Source organism: Streptomyces kryoterrae (assembly GCF_054072135.1).
Map to the genome: position 1 here is coordinate 4,283,804 of NZ_CM133358.1, position 22,244 is coordinate 4,306,047.

A 22,244-nucleotide genomic window follows, 5' to 3' on the forward strand; every position below is an offset into this window, starting at 1 on the left:
GAAGTGTCAAGAAATCGTCAAGAGTTAGGTAAGGTAACGAAGTACTTGGGTGCGCGGTGACTTCATCTCGTGTCCGATGTACGTGAGCCCCCGCGCGTGCCGCGCCCGGGCCAGGGAAGGGAACGGCCGCTGACTGTCCACCACCTCAACCAGCTTCTGCTCGTCTGCTCGCTCGTCCTCCTCATCGCTGTGGCAGCGGTCCGGATCTCCTCGCGCAGCGGGCTCCCCAGCCTGCTCGTCTACCTGGGGATCGGCGTCGCCATGGGCCAGGACGGCATCGGCGACATCCACTTCGACAACGCCGAACTGACCCAGGTCATCGGGTACGCGGCCCTGGTCGTGATCCTGGCCGAGGGCGGACTCGCCACGAAGTGGAAGGAGATCAGACCCGCCCTCCCGGCCGCCTCCGCGCTGGCGCTGGCGGGGGTCGCGGTGAGCGTCGGGATCACGGCGGCGGCCGCGCACTACCTGATCGGTCTCGAGTGGCGGCAGGCGTTCATCATCGGCGCGGTGGTGTCCTCGACGGACGCGGCGGCGGTCTTCTCCGTCCTGCGGAAGATCCCCCTCCCCGCGCGCGTGACGGGCACCCTGGAGGCCGAGTCGGGCTTCAACGACGCCCCGGTGGTCATCCTGGTCGTCTCGCTGTCCACGGCGGGCCCGGTCGAGCACTGGTACACGCTGCTGGGCGTCATCGTCCTGGAGCTGGCCATCGGCGCGGCCATCGGCATCACGGTCGGCTGGCTCGGCGCCTGGGGCCTCAGACACGTGGCCCTGCCCGCGTCCGGCCTCTACCCCATCGCCGTGATGGCCATCGCGGTCACCGCGTACGCCGCCGGCGCCCTGGCCCACGGCAGCGGTTTCCTCGCGGTCTACCTGGCCGCCATGGTCCTCGGCAACGCGAAACTGCCGCACTGGCCGGCCACGCGCGGCTTCGCCGACGGACTCGGCTGGATCGCCCAGATCGGCATGTTCGTCCTGCTCGGCCTGCAGGTGACCCCGCACGAGATGGGCGACGACATCTGGCCCGCCCTCGTCATAGGCCTGGCCCTGACCATGGTCGCGCGCCCGCTGAGCGTGATCGTCAGCCTGACGCCGTTCCGGGTCCCGTGGCAGGAGCAGACCCTGATGTCCTGGGCCGGGCTGCGCGGCGCCGTGCCCATCATCCTGGCGACGATCCCCATGGTGAGCGGCGTCGAGGACAGCCGTCGCATCTTCAACATCGTCTTCGTCCTGGTCGTCGTCTACACCCTCGTCCAGGGCCCGACGCTCCCCTGGCTGGCCCGCAAACTGCACCTCGACACCAGCGACGAGGCCGCCGACCTCGGCATCGAGTCGGCCCCCCTGGAGCGGCTGCGCGGGCATCTGCTGTCCGTCGCGATACCCGACGGCTCCAAGATGCACGGCGTGGAGGTGGGCGAGCTGAGGCTGCCGCCGGGCGCCGCGGTCACCCTCGTCGTCCGCGATGAAAAATCGTTCGTTCCAGCGCCGACGACCATCCTGCACCGCGGCGACGAACTCCTCGTGGTGACCACCGACCCGGTCCGCGACGCGACGGAACGCCGGCTGCGGGCCGTGGGACAGGGCGGCAAGCTGGCGCAGTGGCTGGGGACGGGCGGGAACGGAGCAGAGGCGTGACGCACCCCGCTTCTTGCTTTCAGAGGCCTACGAGCCCACTTCCCCTGTACAGTGAAGGCGCACCCTGATCGAACCAACTCTGTCTGAAGCAGAGCTGGCGCGACCGTATGGCGGCCGGGACATCCTCTGCGGGAGCGTCGGCATCTACCGCAGTCCGCGCAAGAGGACAGCTCTCGGCGCCGCCCCACGCAAGGGGGCCGCGCTACCAGGCGGCAGAAAGGCACGGCCGTGGCATCCACGGTCACCTACGGCACGCTGCTCCGCACCCCCGGCGCCTGGACGTTCCTGCTCCCCGGTTTCGCCGCGCGACAGCCGTTCGCGATGCTCACCATCTCCATCGTGCTGCTCGTCCAGCACACCAGCGGCTCGTACGGCACCGCCGGCGCCGTGGCCGCCGTCACCGGCGTCTCCATGGCCCTGTGCGCGCCCTACGGGGGCCGTCTCGCCGACCGCCACGGACAGCGCGCGGTCCTCGTCCCCGGCGTCGTCCTGCACACCCTGTCCGGCCTCGGCCTGACGGCGCTGGCGCTGACCGGCGCCCCCCTGTGGACCCTGTTCGCCGCCGCGGTCCTGACCGGGGCCTCCACGCCCCAGGTCGGCCCCATGGTCCGTGCCCGCTGGGCGGTGAAACTCCAGGACTCGCCCCTGATGCCGACGGCGGCGGCCTTCGAGTCCGTCACCGACGAGCTGACCTTCGTCTTCGGCCCGCTCCTCGCCACCGCACTGTGCACAGCCGTCGACCCGGCGGCCGGCCTGGTCACCGAGGCCGCGCTGACCCTCCTCGGCGGCCTGCTGTTCGCCGCGCAGAAGAGCACCCAGCCGCGGGCCCTCACCGACATCCCGCTCGGCGGGCCGCACGCGCGCGTGGAGCGCGTCTCGGCGCTGGGCGTCCCCGGGGTACGCGTCCTGATCGTCGCCTTCCTGGGCATCGGGGCCGTCTTCGGCGGTATGCAGGTCTCGCTCGCCGCGTTCAGCGAGTCCATCGGAAACCCCGGCCTCAACGGTGTCCTGTACGGGGTCTTCGCCGCCGGCAACATGCTCTCCGGCGTGGTCTGCGGAGCCGTCGCCTGGCGCATGGCCCCGCAACGGCGCCTGGTCACCGGGTACGCGGCCCTCGCGGTCACCGCCTCCGGCCTGTGGACGGCGGAGTCCGTGCCGACGCTGGCCGGGCTCGGCCTCCTGGTCGGCATGTGCGTCGCGCCCGCGCTGATCACCGGCTACACCCTGGTCGACAGCCTGGTCCCGGCCGGCGCCCGCACCGAGGCGTTCACCTGGCTGACCGGCGCGGTCGCCCTCGGCCAGGCGGCGGCCGTCACCGTCGCCGGCCAGCTGGAGGACCGCCTCTGGGACGGCGCCGGATTCCTGGTCCCCATGGGCGGCACACTGCTGGCCCTCGCGACCCTCGTGGCCCTGCGGTCACGGCTCGCGCCGAAGGCGAAGATGCGCCCGGCGAGCCGGACTCTCGCACGTGGCGTCGGTCACCGCGTGCCGGTGACAGTGGACTGATCCTCGGGAATACGTCACACTGGACCGTCGTTAGCACTCATCGAGTGAGAGTGCCAGGAGGAAGACAAGTGCCGACCTACCAGTACCAGTGCACGGAGTGCGCTGAGGGCCTCGAAGCGGTGCAGAAGTTCACCGATGACGCCCTGACCGAGTGCCCCAGCTGCGGTGGCCGCCTGAAGAAGGTGTTCTCCGCCGTCGGCATCGTCTTCAAGGGCTCCGGGTTCTACCGCAACGACAGCCGCGGCTCCTCGTCGAGCAGCGCGCCCGCGGCGAAGCCGTCGACGTCCTCTGCCACGACGTCGTCCTCCTCGGACTCGTCGTCGAGTTCGTCGAGCTCCTCGTCGTCCGGCTCGTCCTCGTCGTCCAGCTCCTCTTCGGGCTCCAGCAGCTCGTCGAGCACCAGCTCGGCCGCGTAGCCACCGCCTTTTGGCCAACGGGACCCCGTCGTACGACGACGGGGTCTTCGGTGTTTTCGCACGCGGTTAGGGTGCGGACATGGTGAATCAGGCGAATCCCGCGGGCGCTCCGAGCACCGAGATCGGCGTGATCGGTGGCTCCGGCTTCTACTCCTTCCTCGACGACGTGACCGAGGTACAGGTCGACACGCCGTACGGATCCCCCAGTGATTCCCTGTTTCTCGGCGAGGTCGCCGGCCGCCGGGTGGCCTTCCTGCCCCGGCACGGACGCGGCCACCATCTTCCGCCGCACCGCATCAACTACCGCGCCAACCTGTGGGCGTTGCGCTCGCTCGGCGTGCGCCAGGTGCTCGCTCCGTGCGCGGTGGGCGGGCTGCGGCCCGAGTACGGCCCGGGCACACTGCTCGTGCCGGATCAGCTGGTCGACCGTACGAAGTCCCGGGTGGGGACGTTCTTCGACGGCCTGCCGCTGCCCGGGGGCGCCGTCCCCAACGTGGTGCACGTGTCCCTCGCCGACCCCTACTGCCCGGTCGGCCGCGAGGTCGCCCTGGCGGCGGCGCGCGGGCGCGACTGGGAGCCGGTGGACGGCGGCACGCTGACCGTGATCGAGGGGCCGCGCTTCTCCACCCGCGCCGAGTCCCTCTGGCACCGGGCGCAGGGCTGGTCCGTGGTGGGCATGACGGGCCACCCCGAGGCGGCACTCGCCCGCGAACTGGAGCTCTGCTACACGACGCTGGCCCTCGTCACCGACCTCGACGCGGGCGCGGAGACCGGCGAGGGCGTGTCGCACGAGGAGGTGCTCCAGGTGTTCGCGGCGAACGTGGACCGGATGCGGGGCGTCCTGTTCGACGCGGTGGCCGCGCTGCCGACGGGCGAATCGCGGGAGTGCCTGTGCACGAGGGCGCTGGGCGGGATGGACCCGGGGTTCGAGCTGCCCTGACGGGGGCGGGTACGGGGTCAGATGCGGAGTCGGTGTCGGCGAGATACGGGGTCGGCGGGGGCGGAACCTCCCGTTCGGGTGAGCGAGTTGTCCACAACCGGTGAGTAGCACACAGGCCTCAGCACGGTTCGCCGAGAAGCCTCATCGTGGGAGCGCAAGCAACTCCCTCGTCACAGGTGGTGGTGCCCGTGTCCGTGTCCTCCGTACGTCCCGCGTCTTCCGTACATCCCGTGTCCTCCGCGCATCCCGTACGTTCCGTGCGTTCCGTTCCTCTCGTACCCGCCCCCTGCGAGGTGCCGCACTTCGCCCCTGTGCGGGTGCGCGGCGGGCGGTATCAGCTGCGTCGCCTGGTACGGCACCGGAGGCGGGCGCTGGCCGTCGGCCTCGCCGTCACGGCGGCGGCGATCGTCGCGGCCGGCCCACGCCAGGCGGCGGGGCCACCACCCGATGCCGGACGGGTCCGGGGCCACCCCGTGGCGGAACCCGTACGGAAGCGGCCGGCGGTGCAGATGGTGACGGCGCCGGTACGGATCGCCGACGCGGCCACGGTCCGGCTGCTGCGGCCCGGTGACCGGGTCGACGTCATCGCGGCCGAGGAGTCGCCGACGGGCACCGATGCCCGGGTGGTCGCGCGCCGGGCGCGGGTGACCCAGGTGCCGCAGGTCCCGGCGTCCGAGGACGGCATGGTCGAGGGCGGGGCCCTGGTCGTGCTCTCGGTGCCGCACGCCACGGCGTCCCGGCTGGCCGGCGCGGGTGCCACGGCACGGCTGGCGGTGACCCTGTGGTGAGCCGTAGCGTGGTCCCCTCGAACCGTCAGACGTCAAGTCCCTCGTTGGGGTTACCCAATTGGACAGGCCTGCCGGGCCTTGACGTAGGTTGCGGAACTGTTCGTTCCACCATTTGCGTGTACGAGGAGAGGCCCCGCGGTGAGCGAGAAGAAGCAACCGAGCGTCCTGGAGGGCTTCAAAACCTTCCTGACGCGCGGCAACGTCGTCGATCTGGCGGTCGCGGTAGTCATCGGCACCGCCTTCACCAACGTCGTCAACTCTGTGGTGAAGGGCGTCATCAACCCCATGGTGGGGGCGTTCGGGACCAAGAACCTGGACAACTACCGCTCCTGTCTCAAGGGACCCTGCAACGGCACCGGCGACACCGCGACCGGCGTCCGGATCATGTGGGGTTCGGTCCTGGGCTCGACCCTCACCTTCCTGATCACCGCGGCCGTCGTCTACTTCCTGATGGTCCTGCCGATGTCGAAGTACCTGGCCCGGGCGGCCGCGCGCCAGAAGGCGAAGGAGGGCGCGCAGGAGGTCATCGAGGTGAGCGAGCTGGAGGTCCTCAAGGAGATCCGCGACGCGCTGGTGACACAGCGCGGCGCCGGGCACAACGAAACCCTGGTGGCCCAGCGGGACTCCGACCACAAGGAGATCTAGCCGGCGCGCTCGGCGGCCTCCTACAGAGGCCGTTCGGCGTGGTTCAGATGTGGTGGGGCGGCTTCTCGTCGAGGAAGCGCCTCAGGTCGGCGGCGCTGTCGCCGCCGCCGTCGCCCGGGCGCTCGCCCCACCCCCGGTCCGTGTCGTCCGACGACTGCTGGTCCAGCGGGTCGTCGAAGATCAGCGCGGGCTTGGGGGCACGGGGTTCGGGGGCGGCGGGGCTGCTCATGACTCCAGGGTACGGCCCACCTTCCGGGCCCGGTCCGGGCCGTGGGGCACCCGCCGGATCACGATCACGCTCCGGCGCCGCCCTTCGGCCTGCGCACGGTGGGCCCATCTGCTGTGCTGGGGCGTATGACGTCCAGTTCCTCACCCGTGGCCGACGTGCCCGACCTGCCCGACGCCTCGGCCGGTGCAGGCCACGACGCGCCCCTGCGCAGGCTGACAGCGCGCGGACGCGGCGAGTCGCACCGGGTCGCCTCGCCGCTGGAGCTCTTCTTCGACCTCTGCTTCGTGGTGGCCGTCGCCCAGGCGGGCGTCCAGTTGGTGCACGCCGTCGCCGAGGGGCACCCGGGCGAGGGGATCCTCAACTACGCCATGGTTTTCTTCGCCATTTGGTGGGCCTGGATGAACTTTTCCTGGTTCGCCTCGGCGTACGACAACGACGACGTGCTGTACCGGGTGGTGACGCTGGTCCAGATCGCCGGTGTCCTGGTGCTGGCGGCCGGGGTCTCGCGGGCCTTCGAGGACCACGACTTCCTGGTCGTCTGGCTCGGCTACCTGGTCATGCGGCTGCCGATGGCCGCCCAGTGGCTGCGGGCCGCCCGCGCGGCAACCGGCGCCGAGCGGACGACGGCACTGCGCTACGCCGGTGGCGTGCTCCTGTGCATGGTCGGCTGGCTGGGCCTGGTGGTCCTGCCGGAGTCCGGCCGTCCCTGGTTGTTCCTGGTGATGGCGCTCGTCGAACTGGCGGTCCCCGTCTACGCGGAGAGGAACTTCACGACGTCCTGGCACCCGCACCACATCTCCGAACGGTACGGGCTGTTCACCATCATCGTGCTGGGCGAGGCGATCGCGGCGGCGACGGTGGCCGTGAAGTCGGGGGTGGAGGAGAACGACGCCCTGGCCGATCTGGTGCCGATCGCGGCGGGCGGGCTGCTCATCGTGTTCGCCGCCTGGTGGATCTACTTCGCCGTCCCCATCCACGGGCGGCTGCGCACCAGCGGACAGGCGTTCCTGTGGGGGTACGGCCACTACCTGATCTTCGCGTCGGCCGCCGCGATCGGCGCGGGCCTGGAGGTCACGGTCGAGCAGGCGGTCGGCAAGGCGCACATCTCCACGACGGCCGCGTCGGCCGCCGTGACCCTGCCAACGGCGCTCTTCCTCGTCACCGTCTGGGCCCTGCACTCGCGCTACTTCAAGGTGGGCGTCGTCGAGCAACTGATCCTGCCGTCCGCGGCGTTGCTGGTGATCGTGTGCACGTTCCTGGGCGACTGGGCCGTGCTCGCAGCGGGCCTCGTGTCGGCGCTCGCGGTGGCGGCCGGGGTGACGCTGCCCGCCCGGACGGTGGCCGGGGAGCACCGGGCGGAAGACACGGAAGCGGCCGGCCAGGCAGACGAAGCAGGACGGGAGGCGCTGGACGACACTGGGCGTCATGACAGTTGACGCTCTGACAGATGTCGCCGGGCTGCGGGTGGGGCACGCGACCCGGATCGGCGACGGGTGGCTCACCGGGACGACGGTCGTGCTCGCACCGGAGGGTGGAGCGGTGGCGGCCGTGGACGTGCGGGGCGGCGGGCCCGGCACCAAGGAGACCGACGCCCTGGATCCGCGCAACGTCGTGCGGAGCGTCGAGGCGGTGGTGCTGACGGGCGGCAGCGCGTACGGGCTGGACTCGGCGTCGGGGGTGATGGCCTGGCTGGAGGAGCGGGGGCGCGGGGTGCGGGTCGGGCCCGGTCCCGGGCACGTCGTGCCGGTGGTGCCCGCCGCCTGTGTCTTCGACCTGGGCCGGGGTGGCGACTTCCGGGCCCGGCCGGACGCGGCCACCGGTCGGGCGGCGGTCGAGGCGGCTGCCTCGAGCGAGCTGGGCGCGCCCGTGCCGGAGGGATGCGTGGGTGCCGGCACGGGGGCGGTGATCGGGTTCCTCAAGGGCGGGGTCGGCACCGCGAGCACCGTGCTGCCGTCCGGGATCACGGTGGCGGCGTTGGTGGTGGCCAACGCGGCGGGGTTCTCGGTGGATCCGGAAACGGGGGTGCTGTACGGGGAGTTGTTCGAGGGGCGGCGGGTCGCGTATCCGGCGGCCGGTGTGCACGAGGTGGCGCGGCGGCGGCTGGCCGACGCCGCCGCGCAGACTCCCCTGCCGCCCCTGAACACCACGCTCGCTGTGGTCGCGACCGACGCGGCGCTGTCGAAGGCGCAGGCGCAGAAGGTGGCCGGCACGGCACACGACGGCATCGCGCGTGCCGTACGACCGGTGCATCTGCTCACCGACGGGGACACGGTGTTCACGCTGGCGACAGGGGCGCGTCCGCTGGACGGGGACGACCCGCTCGCGCTGAACGAGATCCTCGCGGCGGGCGCGGACCTGGTGACCCGGGCGATCGTCCGGGCGGTGCGGGCGGCGGAGTCGGTGACGGGGCCGGGCGGGAGGTGGCCGTCGTACGCAGAGCTGTATGGAGAGCCGCACGGACGCGTGCACGGGGAACCGCACGGAGAGCGGTAACTCCGGGGGTTTTCTTCTTGGTTGAGGTGCGATTGTCGCGGTTCCGTCACGTGATGGGCATGAAGGCCATCACCGACCAGGCTGCCGTGCGGTCGCACATCACGGTCACGTCGAGCAGCGGGCAGCAGGTGGTGGGGCACTGGTTCGGGGCGCAGCGGCTCGACTTCCGGCCCGAGGAGTACTGGAAGGCCGGCTCCAAGGTCACCATGAAGATCGACCTGGACGGGGTCGAGGGCGCCAACTGCGCGGTCGGGGTGCAGAAGAAGACTGTCAGCTGCACGATCGGGCGCTCACAGGTGTCCACTTTGCTGTCGGGCAGGGTGCCCGGTCCTTCAGGGCCGGGGTGAATGCCCGCTTCCGCGTAGCGGGGCAGGGGGAGCCGAATCGCCGGCAGGGCGATTCGGCGTTCCGGAAGATACCGCGCTGAGGCCGATCTCAAGCAGGTGCAGCATCTCGGAGTTGAGGGACCGCCGGTCGGTGGCCGCCTGGTCGGTCAGCCGTTGGTGGAGGTCCTCGGGGAGGCGGAGCGTAAATTTGATCACGCCGCCATTGTGCCGCTACCGTGGCGGCATGTCACGTTTCCGGATGTACCCGACGAGCGGGCAGGCGAGCATCATGCTCGACCACTGCGCGCACGCCCGGTACGTATGGAACCTCGCCATCGAGCAGCACGCGCACTGGCACAAGGGCCGCAAGGCTGCGCCCGGCTTCGCCGAGCAGTGCCGCCAGCTCACCGAGGCCCGGCGTGACAACGAATGGCTGGCAGCCGGGAACGCTGATGTGCAGCAGCAGGCCCTGAAGGACTTCGCCAAGGCCAAGAATGCCAAGTTCACCTCCGGTTTCGGTGAACCGACCTGGCGCAAGAAGCACGTACACGAAGGCTTCCGCGTCATCGGCACCGACCGCGTCCCGGAGTTCGAGGCGGACGGTTCACCGAAACTGAACGCGAAGACCAGCAAGCAGGTCATGGGCCGCTCAGTCGTGGTGCAGAAACTCAACCGCAGGTGGGCGCAGGTGAAGGTACCCGGCTGCGGCTGGGTGAAGTTCCGTCTCACCCGGCGTGAGCCGCCGAAGGCGAAGACGTTCCGCGTCACTTACCGCAACGGACAGTGGCACATCGCGTTCGCCGTCGTCCCCGAGCCGATCGACGCGCCTGGCGCGGGCAAGGTCATCGGTATCGATCGGGGCGTGAAGATCACCGCAGCCCTCTCGGACGGGCGGAAGCTGAACTGCCCGCAGCTCACCGTCAAGGAACGGGCGCAGATCCGCAAGCACCAGCGACGGGCCGCCCGCGCACCGAAGGGCAGCGAGGCCAGGACCGCCGCATACACCAAGGCCGCCAAACTCAAGGCGCGCGAAGCCGACCGGCGTAAGGACTGGTGCGAGAAGACCAGCACGATGCTCGCCCGCACCTACGACCTGGTGCGGTTCGAGAGGCTGAACATCAAGAACATGACCGCCTCCGCGAGGGGGACGGTCGAGAAGCCCGGGAAGCAGGTCAGGCAGAAGGCCGGGCTGAACCGGGCGATCCTCGCCCAGGGCTGGGGCCTGCTCCGGCAGCGCACCGAACACAAGGCCCCGGCCGCGTGGAGGATGTCCCGGCCCCGTACACGTCCCTGCGGTGCAGCACCTGCGGATGGATCGAGAAGAACTCGCGCAAGAGCCAAGCCGAGTTCGTCTGCGTGTCCTGCGGCTTCACCTGCAACGCCGACGAGAACGCAGCACACAACGTCGCGGCAGGACAGGGCGGGTTCCCCCGCCCCCGGCGCTCAGCCGGTGCCGGAGGGGTGACAGCGGCCACCAGCCGTTCGAGCGCCCGTGAACCTCAACCCACCTGGGTTGGAATCCCCCTCTTTTAAGAGGGGGAGGATGTCAAGGCAACTACTGGTACAAGCAGAGCAACCCGCCGTTCGGGCGCACGGGCACCAGTCACGGCTGTGTGGGGCTGCGGGATGTGCAGGGGGCCCAAGGGGACACGCCCGCCAAGTGGTTCTTCGACAACTCGATGATCGGGGACGTCGTCGTCGTCAAGAACTCCGCCGACAAACAGGTCGCGCCGGACAACGGTCTCAACGGCTGGAACCTGTCGTGGAGCGAGTGGACGGCCGGGAGTGCCGCCTGAACTACCGCCCCGGCAGGGCGTGTTGACGGATCATTGACGGTTTTTCGGGGGCGGGCGGGAACTTTTCGCGCGGTCCGGGCGTCCTCTGGACGTATGTTTTCTTGGTTCGCGGACATGATGTCCGACCGAGGGGCTACGGTATGCACCCACAAGGTGACATGCAGCAACGCCGGGAGAAGCCTTGAGCGTTCCGTACGAGACGGCAGCGTACGAACCACCCGAGTCGCCCGAGTCTCCGGAGGAGCACCTCGAGCGACTCCTGGGTCGTGCGCTGAACTCCTTCGAACTGCCCGACGAGGCGATACGTCGGCTCGACTGCGCGCTGGCGCACGACAGTTCGCTGCACTCCGCGCACCACAGCGCGGGGCTGCACCGCGAGACGTACCGCCACACCTGGCTGCTCGCCGACGGCTCGGCGCTCACCCTCTGGGAGCTGGTGCACAACACGGCCCCCGGGTCGGGTCCGCAGGCCGAGGTATATGTGGACGAGGAGGAGCTGCGCGCCGCGACGGCCCGGCTCCCGCTGCCGGCGGACGCCCCGGACTTCGAGCTGCCGGTGACGGTGCAGCTCACCGCGGTCGTCCAGCCGCGGCACAGGTACGTTCCGGACGACAACTCGGCTGACCACGCGCGCCGGTTACTGAGGCGTGCGGAGAACGCGGACCGGCCGGGGGCGGAGATCGCCGACCTGCTGCGTACGGCGTTCGCGCACCGGATCACCCAGGCGTTCGGGCGCCCGTGCCGTGCGGGCCGGGCCGGTATCGGCTTCTCGCTCTACGAGCACGCCTTCCTGTTGCCCGGCGGTGAGGAGGTCTCCCTCTGGGAGATCGAGCACACGGCCACGCCGGACGGCCGGCACATGTGCGAGGTGTATCCGACGGAGGACGGGGCGCGGGACGCGATGGAGCGCCGGGCGGCGCGGACGTCGTAGCCCGACCGGAGTCACACACCTCAGTGGGCCGGTCGCCAGGGCGACCGGCCCACTGAGGTGTTGACCTGCTCGTCGCGCCGCTTACGCCGCCACCGGCTCCTTCTTCTCGGCCGCCGACTTCGCTTCGCTCTCCGGCGACTCGGCGGCCGTGGCCCCCGGTGCCTGCTTGCGCATGCTCTTGAGGAGGATCACCAGGGCCGTGGTGACGCCGGTGCCGGCCGCGATGGCGATCAGGTAGAGGAACGGGCTGCCGATCAGCGGGACCACGAAGATGCCGCCGTGCGGGGCGCGCAGCGTGGCGCCGAAGGCCATCGACAGTGCGCCGGTGACCGCGCCGCCCGCCATCGAGGCCGGGATGACGCGCAGTGGGTCCGCCGCCGCGAACGGGATCGCGCCCTCGGAGATGAAGGAGGCGCCCAGTACCCAGGCGGCCTTGCCGTTCTCGCGCTCGGCCGGGGTGAAGAGCTTCCTTCGGACGACGGTGGCCAGCGCCATGCCCAGCGGCGGGACCATGCCCGCGGCCATCACGGCGGCCATGACCTTCATCGCGGAGTCGCTCGGGTCCTGGACGGCGATACCGGCGGTGGCGAAGGCGTACGCGACCTTGTTGACGGGGCCGCCGAGGTCGAAGCACATCATCAGGCCGAGCAGGATGCCGAGCAGGACGGCGTTGGTGCCGGAGAGCCCGGAGAGCCAGTCCGTCATGCCCTTCTGGGCCTCGGCGATGGGCTTGCCGACGACGACGAACATCAGGAAGCCGACGATCAGCGAGGAGATCAGCGGGATCACCACGACCGGCATGATGCCGCGCAGCACCGGCGGGATCTTGATCCGCTGGATCGCCAGGACGATGCCACCGGCCAGCAGACCGGCGACCAGTCCGCCGAGGAAGCCGGCCGCGATGTTCGAGGCGATCATGCCGCCGACGAAGCCGGGGACGAGGCCGGGCCGGTCCGCCATGCCGTAGGCGATGTAGCCGGCCAGGACCGGGATGAGGAAGCCGAAGGCGACCCCGCCGATCTGGAAGAGCAGCGCGCCCCAGCTGTCGACCTGGGTCCAGGAGAAGTGCTCCATGACCGAGGGCGCCTTGTTGATCTCCCAGCCGCCGATCGCGAAGCCGAGGGCGAGCAGCAGACCGCCCGCGGCGACGAACGGGACCATGTAACTCACGCCGGTCATCAGCCACTTGCGCAGCTTGGTGCCGTAGTTGTCACCGGACTCACCGGCCCGTTCGACGGGCGTTCCGTCACCCTTGGCGCTCGCGGTGACCTCGCCGCGCTCGGCCTTGCCGCGTACGTCGGCGATGAGCTGGGCGGGCTTGTTGATGCCTGCCTTCACGCCGACGTCGACGGTCGGCTTCCCGGCGAAGCGTTCCTTCTCCCGTACGGGCACGTCGTGGGCGAAGATCACGCCGTCCGCGTCGGCGATGGCCGCCGGGTCGAGCCGGGTGAACCCGGCCGAGCCCTGCGTCTCGACGACGAGCTCGACGCCCGCCTCGCGGCCGGCGTTCTCCAGCGACTCGGCCGCCATGTACGTGTGCGCGATACCGGTCGGACAGGAGGTGACGGCGACGATACGGAACGGGCGCTCGTCGGCACTGGTACCCGCGGCGGCTTCGGCGGAGGCCGCCGCCGAAACCGCCGCGGAGTCTTCGGCGCCGACGGCCGGCGCCTCGTCGCCGCGGATCAGGGCGGCGGCGCTCGCCGCGTCGCCCACCGACCGCAGCGCCGCGGTGAACTCGTCGTTCATCAGCTGGCGGGCCAGCGACGAGAGGATCGTCAGATGGGCGTCGTCGGCGCCGGCGGGGGCCGCGATCAGGAAGATCAGGTCGGCGGGTCCGTCCGCCGCGCCGAAGTCGATCCCGGCGGCGCTGCGCCCGAAGGCGAGCGTCGGCTCGGTCACGTGTTCGCTTCGGCAGTGCGGGATGCCGATGCCGCCGTCGAGGCCGGTCGGCATCTGCGCCTCGCGGGCGGCCACGTCGGCGAGGAAGCCGTCGAGGTCGGTCACCCGCCCCTTCGCCACCATGCGCTCGGCGAGGGCACGGGCAGCCGCGTCCTTGGTCTGGGCGGACAGGTCGAGATCGACCAGGTCCGCGGTGATCATCTCGCTCATCGCGGGCTCCTTCGCACGTGTATCGCCCGGGGCGTGGGGTGGGCGGGGCTGGGGACGGGGGTGGTACGGGCACTGCGGTGGGGGCTGGGGGTGGCTGCGGCGGGGCCGGGGGAACCCCGCCGCGTCAGGGCCGGTTCAGGGGGGACGCGCGGTGGGGAACCCATGACGTGGGCTCCCTCAGCGGCATCGCACCGCCGGGCAGCCGGACCGCCGCGACGCGCTCGACAACAGCGGGCCTGACCAGGGAGGACACCCGACCGGAAGCTCATGACACCGGCTCCCTCAGTACGCGGTCCACGGGTACCTCGCTCGTCACCGTCACGGCGGACAGGTCGAGGTCGGCCGGCGTCGGCATCACGCTGCCGGGCAGCTGGACGGCTGCGGCGCCGTGTGCGACGGCGGAGGCGAGGGCTTCCGGTCCGCTGCCGCCGGCGATCAGGAAACCGGCGAGCGAGGAGTCACCGGCGCCCACATTGCTGCGTACGGTGTCGACGCGCGCGCTGCCGAACCAGGTGCCGGAGCCGTTGACGAGCAGCTGTCCGTCGGCGCCGAGGCTGGCGAGGACGGCGCCCGCGCCGAGTTCGCGCAGTTCCTCGGCGGCCTTGACGGCGTCGCCGATGGTGGCGAGGGGCCGGCCGACGGCTTCCGCGAGTTCCTCGGCGTTCGGCTTGACGACGTCGGGCTGTTCGCGCAGGGCGGCGAGAAGAGCGGGGCCGGAGGTGTCGAGGGCGATGCGGGCGCCCGCCGCGTGCGTACGGGCGACGATGTCGGCGTACCAGGAGGGTGCGAGGCCGCGCGGCAGGCTGCCGCAGCAGGCGATCCAGTCGGCGTCGGCCGACTGCCGGCGCACGGTCTCCAGGAGCAACTCCTGCTCGGCGGCGCAGAGTTCGGGCCCGGGTGCGTTGATCTTCGTCAGGACGCCGTTGGATTCGGCGAGCGCGATGTTGGAGCGGGTGGCTCCGGAGATCGGCACCGGCGCGACCTCGATGCCCTGGGCGTCGAGCAGGCTGGCGACGAGCGCTCCGGGCGCGCCGCCCAGCGGCAGCACGGCCACGGTGCGCTGCCCGGCGGCGGCGACGGCCCGCGAGACGTTGACGCCCTTGCCGCCCGGGTCCATGCGTTCGCCGGTGGCCCGGATGACCTCGCCGCGGTCGAGCGACGGGACCTCGTACGTACGGTCGAGGGACGGGTTGGGGGTGACGGTGAGGATCATGCGCGCACCACTTCTGTGCCGCCGCCGCGTTCGAGGCCGGTGGCGTCCTCGGGGCTCAGCCCGCTGTCGGTGATCAGCAGGTCCACGTCGGCCAGGTCGCCGAAGCGGGCGAAGTGCTCCTGGCCGTGCTTCGTCGAGTCGGCGAGGAGCACCACTCGGCGGGCGGCCTCCACGGCGGCCCGCTTCACGGCGGCCTCGGCGAGGTCGGGCGTGGTCAGCCCGCGCTCGGCGGAGAACCCGTTGGCGGCCACGAACGCGACGTCGGCGCGGATCTCGCCGTACGCCCGCAGCGCCCAGGCGTCCACGGCGGCCCGCGTACGGTGCCGGACGCGTCCTCCGACGAGGTGCAGCTGGATGCCGGGGTGGTCGGCGAGGCGGGCCGCGATCGGAAGGCTGTGGGTGACGACGGTGAGCGTCGCGTCCAGCGGGATGGCGGCGGCGAGGCGGGCGACCGTCGAGCCGGCGTCGAGGATCAGGGTGCCCTCGGTGGGCAGTTCGGCGAGGGCGGCCTTGGCGATACGGTCCTTCTCGTCGGCGGAGGTCGACTCGCGCTCGGTGAGGTCCGGCTCGAAGTCGAGGCGGCCGGCCGGTATGGCCCCGCCGTGCACACGCCGTAGGAGGCCCGCGCGGTCCAGAGCCTTCAGATCCCGCCGGACGGTCTCGGCGGTGACCTGGAACTGCTCGGCGAGGGACAGCACGTCCACCCGCCCGCCGTCACGGGCGAGCCGCAGGATCTCCTGCTGCCGCTCCGGTGCGTACATGTCCGTTTACCTCCGACCGATGCCCGAACTTGTGGATTCACTCGGAGGCTACGCCCGGATTTCCGCAAAGTAAACAGATTCGGGCGCGATGTGGACACAATCAGGCTTCTGTAAGGGATGCGGTGCGGACACGCACAGGGGAAGGGGCCCGGCACCTGAGGTGCCGGGCCCCGCTCCACCGCTCTTGGCCGGTTCTGCTCGGTTCCGCTCGCTCAGCCGACGAGCACCTTCTCCCGCTGCTCCTCAGCCCCGGTCTCCGCCACGTCCGCCACCGCGGCCCGCGTCGGCAGCGCGAACATCACCAGGAAGATCACGCCCATCAGCGCGGCCACCCACCCCAGCGCGTTCTGGAAGGCGTCCACGAACGCCGGTCCCACCTCGCTCGGCGCGAGCCGGTCCCCCATCGCGCCGAAGAACACCACCGACACCAGCCCGAGCCCGAGCGCGTTGCCCATCTGCTGCACGGTGTTGATCAGCCCGGACGCCGACCCGGCATGCTCCTTCGGCACCTCCGACAGCACCGCGTCCGTCAGCGGGGCGACGATCAGGCCCATGCCGGCGCCCATGACGACCAGCGGGAGCGCCATCTGCCAGGAGGCGATGGCCAGGCCGTAGCGGCCGGACTCCCAGATGTAGATCAGCACACCCGCGCCCATCACCAGCGCGCCCGCCTGGAGCACCTTGCGGCCGAAGCGCGGGACCAGCTTCTGGACGGACATCCCGGCCGCCACCGACACCGCGATCGAGAAGGGCACGCCGGTCAGCCCGGCCCGCAGGGCGCTCCAGCCGAGCCCCATCTGCATGTACAGCGTCCACACCAGGAAGAAGATGCCCAGGCCGACCCCGAAGACGGTCTGCACGGCGATGCCCGCGGCGAAGCTCTTCACCCGGAACAGCGACAGCTCGACCAGCGGCGACCCGTCGATCCGCGTCTTGCGCTTCTCGTACGCCACCAGCGCGCCGAAGACACCGAGCGCGCCCGCCATCGACAGGTACCCCCACAGCGGCCAGCCCAGCTCGCGTCCGCGCGTCAGCGGGTAGAGCAGCATCAGCAGGCCCAGGGTCACGAGGGCGACGCCGACGAGGTCCAGCTTCATGGCCCGCGGGGCCTTCGACTCCGTGATGAAACGGCGGCCCAGGACCAGTCCCGCGATGCCGACGGGCAGGTTGATCAGGAAGATCGGCCGCCAGCCGAGGCCGAACAGGTCCCACTCCGTGAGCAGCGCGCCCAGCAGCGGACCGGTCACCGCGCCCAGGCCCACGATCGCGCCGAAGAGGCCGAACACCTTGCCGCGTTCGTGCGCCGGGAAGGTCGCGTGGACGATCGACAGGACCTGCGGCACCATCATCGCCGCCATGCCGCCCTGGAGGATGCGGGAGGCGACCAGCATCTCCGGGTTGGCGGCGAAGCCGCAGAGGGCGGAGGCGAGGGTGAAGCCGCCGATGCCGACGAGGAACAGCCGCTTGCGGCCGTGGATGTCGCCGAGCCGCCCGCCGGTGACGAGGCCGGCGGCGAAGGCGAGCGCGTAGCCGGCGGTGATCCACTGGATCTGGCTGAAGGAGGCGCCGGCCTCGCGCTGGATGGACGGGATCGCGACGTTGACGATCGTGACGTCGACGAGGTCCATGAAGGCCGCGGTCATCACGATGGCGAGGGCGAACCAGCGCCGCCGGTCAGGTGCACGGTCGGGCACGGCAGCGAGGCCGGTTGGTGTTTCGGTGGAGGTCATGTGTTCAACCTAGAACCCCATTAGGTCAGATCGTGTCCTAGTGGTGCGGCATCCTGGAACTCATGACGACGGACACCCCGGCCCGGCTCCTTCAGCTCCTCTCCCTCCTCCAGACACCCCGTGAGTGGCCGGGCGGTGAGCTCTCCGACCGGCTCGGGGTGTCCCGGCGTACCGTGCGGCGGGACATCGACCGGCTGCGTGAACTCGGTTATCCCGTGCGGGCGAGCAAGGGTTCCGACGGCGGGTACCGGCTCGTCGCGGGCAAGGCGATGCCCCCGCTGGTGCTGGACGACGAGGAGGCGGTGGCGATCGCGGTCGGGCTGCGGGCGGGTGCCGGGCACGCGGTCGAGGGGCTGGACGAGGCCTCCGTACGGGCGCTGGCCAAGCTGGAGCAGGTCCTGCCGTCCCGGCTGCGCCGGCGTGTCTCCACCCTCCAAGCCGCGACCACCCCGCTGACCAGTGGAGACGGTGCGGTCATCGCGCCCGAGACACTGACCGTGATGGCCTCGGCGGTGGCCGGCCAGGAGCGGCTGCGGTTCGCCTACCGCGCCAAGGACGGCACCCCCACCAAGCGTCTGACCGAGCCCCACCGGCTCGTGTCGACCGGCCGCCGCTGGTATCTCGTCGCCTACGACCTCGACCGGGCCGACTGGCGCACCTTCCGCGTCGACCGGGTCAGCGACCCCTTCGCGACAGGCGCCCGCTTCACCCCGCGCGAGCTGCCGACGGGCGACGCGGCGGAGTATCTGCGCCGCTCGATGCACGTACGGCAGGAGGCCTATGTGTTCGAGGCGACGTTCGCCGCCCCGGCCGTGTATGTCGCCGCCCGCGTCCCGGCCTGGCTCGGCACCCCGGAGCCCCTGGACGAGCACAGTTGCCGGATCCGTTCCTCGGTCGGCGACGCCGTGGAGCAGCTGGCGGTGCGGCTGGCGTCGGTCGACTGCGAGTTCACGGTCCGGGAACCGGCCGAACTGGTCGAGCGGGTACGGGAGTTGGGGGCCCGGATGACCCGGGCGGCGGGGAGCTGACCGACCGGCGCCACCGCCCTGCCGACCGCTCTCAGGAGCTCGCGCCGCTCCACGGGAAGTCCCGCAGCGTTCCCAGGTTGCGCACCGCCAGTGCCGCCGGGCCGGTCGGGCCGTCGGCCGGGGCGTCCCCCGCCGACCAGGTCTCGAAGGCGACGCGTACGGCGGCACTGGCGACGGCGGCGGTGAAGCGGGTCTCGGGTGAGCCGGCCGGGCCCGCGCCCCGGGAGGCCAGCGCCTGGGCCAGTGCGCGTTCCGCCGACCGGCACCGCTCCGCCCACACCCGCAGCAGGCCGGGGCTCTCCTCGGCCAGCCGGAGCAGGGTGCGGGCCCGGTCCAGGGCGCCCTGTGACACCTCGGCTCCGGGCGTCAGCACCTGCCGTACCGCGTGCTCCAGTGCCTGCGGCACGGACAGTGTGGCCGGGGCCTCGCGCACCGCCTGCGCCCAGCGCTCCGTGCCCGCGCCGAACAGGGGGCCGATGGCCTCTTCCTTGGTGGCGAAGTAGCGGTAGAAGGTGCGCGGCGCGACCCCGGCGGCCTGGGCGATGTCCTCGGCGCGGGTGGCTCGCAGCCCGTGTGTCACGAAGAGCCGCCCCGCCGCCAGGGCGATCTCCATCCGGGTCTCGTGCTTACGCCGTTGGGTGAGCGAACTGGGGTGGGACACGGACGCCACGTTATGCCGCTGTGGCACAATCTGCCATTCGGCGGGCCACCCCGGGGTTCAGGTACGGGGTGCCCCGCCCTTGGACCAATCGCTGGGCAGCTCAAGCGATCCACCGGGCGGAAGAGAGCGCGAAAGAGAGCCGGGCCCCGGCACCTGGGGGGGGTAGGTGCCGAAGCCCGGCTCGGGATGAGCCCCGACGCTGGGGGGGGTTGCGTCGGGACTCGGCTCAGGGGGTCCGAGGCGTCTCCGCCCGGACCCGAAGTCCTGGGCCCTGAGGTCTTGTGCCCCGGGCCCGCGATTTGAACCAGCCTCGCACCGCAATCTTTGCGCGGCCTTCCGCCACCCCGCGCACGCGACCACCAACAGTCGTACGCCTCCCGGCGCGCGAAGCTCTCGAATGCGCCCCCTGAGGGGTGCGGGGAACTACGCCGCCGCGTCGAACCCGGTGTCCCGGGCCAGCTTCTTCAGTTCCAGCAGCGCGTGCTTCTCGATCTGCCGGATCCGCTCACGGGTCAGCCCGTGCTCCTTGCCGACCTCCGTCAGCGTCCGCTCCCGGCCGTCGTCGATGCCGTACCGCATCTTGATGATGGAGGCCGTGCGCTGGTCGAGGCGGCCGATCAGGTCGTCCAGTTCCTCGCTGCGCAGCAGGGTCAGCACGGACTGCTCCGGCGACACCGCCGACGTGTCCTCCAGGAGGTCGCCGAACTGCGTCTCGCCCTCGTCGTCCACGGGCATGTTCAGCGAGACCGGGTCGCGGGCCCAGTCCAGGACGTCGACCACGCGCGCCGCGTTCGTGTCCAGCTCGGCGGCGATCTCCGCGGGCTCCGGGTCCCGTCCGTTCTTGCGGTTGAACTCGCGCTGTACGCGCCGGATCCGGCCCAGCTCCTCGACCAGGTGGACGGGAAGGCGGATCGTGCGCGACTGGTCGGCTATGGAACGGGTGATGGCCTGCCGGATCCACCAGGTGGCGTACGTCGAGAACTTGAAGCCCTTGCGGTAGTCGAACTTCTCGACCGCGCGCACCAGACCGGCGTTGCCCTCCTGGATCAGGTCGAGAAGGGGCAGGCCGCTGCGGGGGTAGCGGCGCGCCACGGCGACGACCAGCCGGAGGTTGGAGCGGATGAAGATGTCCTTGGCCCGCTCGCTCTCGGCGACGAGCGCCTCCAGCTCCGGGGCGGTGGCGTCGGCGTTGGCCTCTGTCTCGCCGTCGAGGATCTGGCGCGCGAACACACCGGCTTCGATGGTCTGCGACAGCTCGACCTCCTTCGCGGCGTCGAGCAGAGGGGTCCGGGCTATTTCGTCCAAGTACATGCCGACCAGGTCGCGGTCGGCGATCTCGCCGCCATGGGCGCGAACACTGCGTGCGCCGCCGACGGCCCCGCCGGTGGCGGACGACGTACGACGGGCGACGGCACGGGTTGCCATGCTTGCTCCCTTGCGATGGAGGGCCAGCGGGTGGTCCTGGGTGTCCCTGTTGGTTACTGAACGCTCAGCACACTCCTCGCGTGCCCAGCTTCTGAAGGAAACAACGACTGGAATCAGGACAGAATTCCCCACCCGTCCCCCTGTTTTTCTGATCTTGCAGTACCCTGTCCCGCCGCAGAGGAGGCCCGATGTCGTCGGAACGTACAAAGGTGCAGGTCAGGCCAGGGGTCGAGGATGATCTCGCAGCCCTCACCGAGCTCTACAACCATTACGTGCGGGAGACACCCACAACTTTCGACACCAAAACCTTCACACCACAGGAGCGCCGCCCCTGGCTGCTCTCCTACCCTGAAGACGGCCCGCACCGCCTGATGGTTGCCACGGATGTGGACTCACAGCGGATTCTGGGGTACGCCACATCCGGCCCCTTCCGTGCGAAGCCGGCCTACGCCACCACGGTCGAGGTCACCGTCTACCTCGCCCCGGACGCGGGCGGGCGCGGCATCGGCACCCTGCTCTACGAGGCACTCTTCGAGGCCCTGGCCGGCGAGGACGTGCATCGCGCCCTGGCGGGGGTCGTGCCACCGAACGAGGCGTCCGTGCGGCTGCACGAACGCTTCGGGTTCCGGTACGTCGGCACGTACCGCGAGGTGGGCCGCAAGTTCGGCCGGTACTGGGACGTCGCCTGGTACGAGAAGGAGCTCTGATCCCCTTCCCACGCCCGTTCGGGTAGCCCTTACGGCCGCCGGGCACCTGCCCGAAAGGGCCGATCACCGGCCCTGAGGGGTCAGCCGAACTGCACCGACCGCTTGGCCATCCCCAGCCAGAAACCGTCGATGACCGACCGCTGGGAGTCCAGCTCGCCGGCCAGGTCGGCGGCGCCCATCGTCACGAAGAGCGGGGCGAAGTGCTCGGTGCGCGGGTGGGCGTACCGGCCGGCGGGAGCCTTGTTCAGGAAGTCCAGCAGGCCGTCCACGTCCCGCGTTTCCAGCGCCCGGCGGCCCCAGTCGTCGAACTCGCTCGACCAGGTCGGCACACCGGGGCCCGAGTGGCGAAGGGCCGCCAGGTTGTGGGTGAAGAAGCCGGAGCCGACGATCAGCACGCCCTCGTCGCGGAGCGGCGCGAGCTTGCGCCCGATGTCCATCAGTTTCACCGGGTCGAGGGTCGGCATCGAGATCTGGAGGACAGGAATGTCCGCCTCGGGGAACATCTCCACCAGCGGGACGTACGCGCCGTGGTCGAGACCGCGGTCGGGGACGTCCTGGACGGGTATGCCGGGGGCACGCAGCAGCTTGCGTACGGACTCGGCAAGTGCGGGGGCGCCCGGGGCGGCGTACTCGACCTGGTAGTAGTGCTCGGGGAAGCCCCAGAAGTCGTAGACGAGGGGGATCGTTTCGATGGCGCCGATGGCGAGCGGGGCCTCTTCCCAGTGGGCGGAGACCATGAGGATCGCCTTGGGGCGGGGCAGGCCGGCCGACCAGGCGGCGAGTTCACCGGGCCAGATCGGGTCGTCCGCCAGCGGAGGGGCGCCATGACTGATGTAGAGCGCGGGCATGCGCTCCTGGATGTCGGCGGACATGTCGACTGCTTCCCTCCCGGGACCTTTACC

Annotated in this window: 21 protein-coding genes and 3 pseudogenes; 15 read left to right on the top strand and 9 right to left on the bottom strand. The window is 71.1% G+C overall.

All coding sequences use genetic code 11. The annotated features are described in order from the left end of the window. Positions 1–69: 69 nt before the first annotated feature. The 6 genes from ACW4TU_RS18145 to ACW4TU_RS18170 all read left to right on the top strand — a co-directional run bounded on the left by ACW4TU_RS18145 (position 70) and on the right by ACW4TU_RS18170 (position 5,930). The gene (locus tag ACW4TU_RS18145; RefSeq protein WP_457428861.1) at positions 70–1,635 is read left to right on the top strand and encodes a potassium/proton antiporter; all 1,566 of its coding nucleotides are present in this window, start codon (positions 70–72) and stop codon (positions 1,633–1,635) included. Between the two features lie 228 nt (positions 1,636–1,863). Continuing rightward, positions 1,864–3,141: an MFS transporter gene (locus tag ACW4TU_RS18150; protein WP_457428862.1), complete on the top strand. Its 1,278-nt coding sequence runs from the start codon at positions 1,864–1,866 to the stop codon at positions 3,139–3,141. A gap of 68 nt (positions 3,142–3,209) precedes the next feature. Next, complete coding sequence (locus ACW4TU_RS18155) at positions 3,210–3,557, top strand: FmdB family zinc ribbon protein (protein ID WP_164313812.1); 348 nt, start codon at positions 3,210–3,212, stop codon at positions 3,555–3,557. A gap of 79 nt (positions 3,558–3,636) precedes the next feature. Further along, positions 3,637–4,497: an S-methyl-5'-thioadenosine phosphorylase gene (locus tag ACW4TU_RS18160; RefSeq protein ID WP_457428863.1), complete on the top strand. Its 861-nt coding sequence runs from the start codon at positions 3,637–3,639 to the stop codon at positions 4,495–4,497. Between the two features lie 230 nt (positions 4,498–4,727). Continuing rightward, the gene (locus ACW4TU_RS18165; RefSeq protein ID WP_457428864.1) at positions 4,728–5,285 is read left to right on the top strand and encodes an RcpC/CpaB family pilus assembly protein; all 558 of its coding nucleotides are present in this window, start codon (positions 4,728–4,730) and stop codon (positions 5,283–5,285) included. Between the two features lie 138 nt (positions 5,286–5,423). Beyond that, positions 5,424–5,930 (top strand): large conductance mechanosensitive channel protein MscL, encoded by a 507-nt coding sequence (locus ACW4TU_RS18170; RefSeq protein ID WP_457428865.1) that lies wholly within the window; start codon positions 5,424–5,426, stop codon positions 5,928–5,930. 43 nt (positions 5,931–5,973) lie between these two features. On the opposite strand, the gene ACW4TU_RS18175 is transcribed toward ACW4TU_RS18170, so the two are convergent. Then, entirely contained in the window at positions 5,974–6,159 is a 186-nt protein-coding gene (locus ACW4TU_RS18175; RefSeq protein ID WP_457428866.1) for a hypothetical protein, read from the bottom strand. A gap of 125 nt (positions 6,160–6,284) precedes the next feature. On the opposite strand from ACW4TU_RS18175, the gene ACW4TU_RS18180 reads away from it, so the two are divergent. The 3 genes and pseudogenes from ACW4TU_RS18180 to ACW4TU_RS18190 form a co-directional block, all read left to right on the top strand. Further along, positions 6,285–7,595 carry a low temperature requirement protein A gene (locus ACW4TU_RS18180; protein WP_457428867.1) on the top strand — a complete coding sequence of 437 codons (1,311 nt, stop codon included), beginning with the start codon at positions 6,285–6,287 and terminating at the stop codon, positions 7,593–7,595. Beyond that, entirely contained in the window at positions 7,585–8,652 is a 1,068-nt protein-coding gene (locus ACW4TU_RS18185) for a P1 family peptidase (protein WP_457428868.1), read from the top strand. Before ACW4TU_RS18180 ends, ACW4TU_RS18185 begins: the two co-directional genes overlap by 11 nt. A gap of 62 nt (positions 8,653–8,714) precedes the next feature. Beyond that, positions 8,715–8,960, top strand: a pseudogene (locus ACW4TU_RS18190) (Ig-like domain-containing protein); the annotation flags it as partial. Between the two features lie 24 nt (positions 8,961–8,984). On the opposite strand, the gene ACW4TU_RS18195 reads toward ACW4TU_RS18190, so the two are convergent. After that, positions 8,985–9,194: an Arc family DNA-binding protein gene (locus tag ACW4TU_RS18195; RefSeq protein ID WP_457428869.1), complete on the bottom strand. Its 210-nt coding sequence runs from the start codon at positions 9,192–9,194 to the stop codon at positions 8,985–8,987. Between the two features lie 73 nt (positions 9,195–9,267). Between ACW4TU_RS18195 and ACW4TU_RS18200 the strand changes: the two are divergent. From ACW4TU_RS18200 to ACW4TU_RS18215, 4 genes and pseudogenes are all read left to right on the top strand, one after another. Next, positions 9,268–10,170: pseudogene (locus ACW4TU_RS18200) on the top strand (RNA-guided endonuclease InsQ/TnpB family protein); the annotation flags it as partial. Positions 10,171–10,238: 68 nt separating this feature from the next. Next, complete coding sequence (locus tag ACW4TU_RS18205) at positions 10,239–10,511, top strand: zinc ribbon domain-containing protein (RefSeq protein WP_457428870.1); 273 nt, start codon at positions 10,239–10,241, stop codon at positions 10,509–10,511. A gap of 17 nt (positions 10,512–10,528) precedes the next feature. Then, positions 10,529–10,774: pseudogene (locus ACW4TU_RS18210) on the top strand (L,D-transpeptidase family protein); the annotation flags it as partial. A gap of 181 nt (positions 10,775–10,955) precedes the next feature. After that, entirely contained in the window at positions 10,956–11,705 is a 750-nt protein-coding gene (locus ACW4TU_RS18215) for a DUF6227 family protein (protein ID WP_457428871.1), read from the top strand. Between the two features lie 81 nt (positions 11,706–11,786). On the opposite strand, the gene ACW4TU_RS18220 is transcribed toward ACW4TU_RS18215, so the two are convergent. From ACW4TU_RS18220 to ACW4TU_RS18235, 4 genes are all read right to left on the bottom strand, one after another. After that, on the bottom strand, positions 11,787–13,817 hold the full coding sequence (locus ACW4TU_RS18220) for a PTS fructose transporter subunit IIABC (RefSeq protein ID WP_457428872.1): 2,031 nt from the start codon (positions 13,815–13,817) through the stop codon (positions 11,787–11,789). Positions 13,818–14,082: 265 nt separating this feature from the next. Further along, positions 14,083–15,030 carry a 1-phosphofructokinase gene (gene pfkB / locus ACW4TU_RS18225; RefSeq protein WP_457428873.1) on the bottom strand — a complete coding sequence of 316 codons (948 nt, stop codon included), beginning with the start codon at positions 15,028–15,030 and terminating at the stop codon, positions 14,083–14,085. Beyond that, positions 15,027–15,791, bottom strand: a complete 765-nt coding sequence (locus ACW4TU_RS18230; RefSeq protein WP_457428874.1) for a DeoR/GlpR family DNA-binding transcription regulator — start codon at positions 15,789–15,791, stop codon at positions 15,027–15,029. Before ACW4TU_RS18230 ends, pfkB begins: the two co-directional genes overlap by 4 nt. A gap of 212 nt (positions 15,792–16,003) precedes the next feature. Further along, the gene (locus tag ACW4TU_RS18235; RefSeq protein ID WP_457428875.1) at positions 16,004–17,521 is read right to left on the bottom strand and encodes an MFS transporter; all 1,518 of its coding nucleotides are present in this window, start codon (positions 17,519–17,521) and stop codon (positions 16,004–16,006) included. 62 nt (positions 17,522–17,583) lie between these two features. Between ACW4TU_RS18235 and ACW4TU_RS18240 the strand changes: the two genes are divergently transcribed. Continuing rightward, on the top strand, positions 17,584–18,549 hold the full coding sequence (locus tag ACW4TU_RS18240; RefSeq protein ID WP_457428876.1) for a helix-turn-helix transcriptional regulator: 966 nt from the start codon (positions 17,584–17,586) through the stop codon (positions 18,547–18,549). Between the two features lie 31 nt (positions 18,550–18,580). On the opposite strand, the gene ACW4TU_RS18245 is transcribed toward ACW4TU_RS18240, so the two are convergent. Together ACW4TU_RS18245 and ACW4TU_RS18250 are read right to left on the bottom strand one after the other, a co-directional pair. Beyond that, entirely contained in the window at positions 18,581–19,162 is a 582-nt protein-coding gene (locus tag ACW4TU_RS18245) for a TetR/AcrR family transcriptional regulator (RefSeq protein WP_457430186.1), read from the bottom strand. A 471-nt stretch (positions 19,163–19,633) separates the two neighbouring features. Then, entirely contained in the window at positions 19,634–20,635 is a 1,002-nt protein-coding gene (locus tag ACW4TU_RS18250; protein WP_457428877.1) for a sigma-70 family RNA polymerase sigma factor, read from the bottom strand. A 188-nt stretch (positions 20,636–20,823) separates the two neighbouring features. Here ACW4TU_RS18250 and ACW4TU_RS18255 point away from each other — a divergent pair, with 188 nt between their 5' ends. Next, positions 20,824–21,342 carry a GNAT family N-acetyltransferase gene (locus ACW4TU_RS18255; RefSeq protein ID WP_457428878.1) on the top strand — a complete coding sequence of 173 codons (519 nt, stop codon included), beginning with the start codon at positions 20,824–20,826 and terminating at the stop codon, positions 21,340–21,342. Positions 21,343–21,422: 80 nt separating this feature from the next. Here ACW4TU_RS18255 and ACW4TU_RS18260 read toward each other — a convergent pair whose 3' ends face one another. After that, on the bottom strand, positions 21,423–22,214 hold the full coding sequence (locus ACW4TU_RS18260) for a dioxygenase family protein (protein WP_457428879.1): 792 nt from the start codon (positions 22,212–22,214) through the stop codon (positions 21,423–21,425). Between the last annotated feature and the right edge of the window lie 30 nt (positions 22,215–22,244).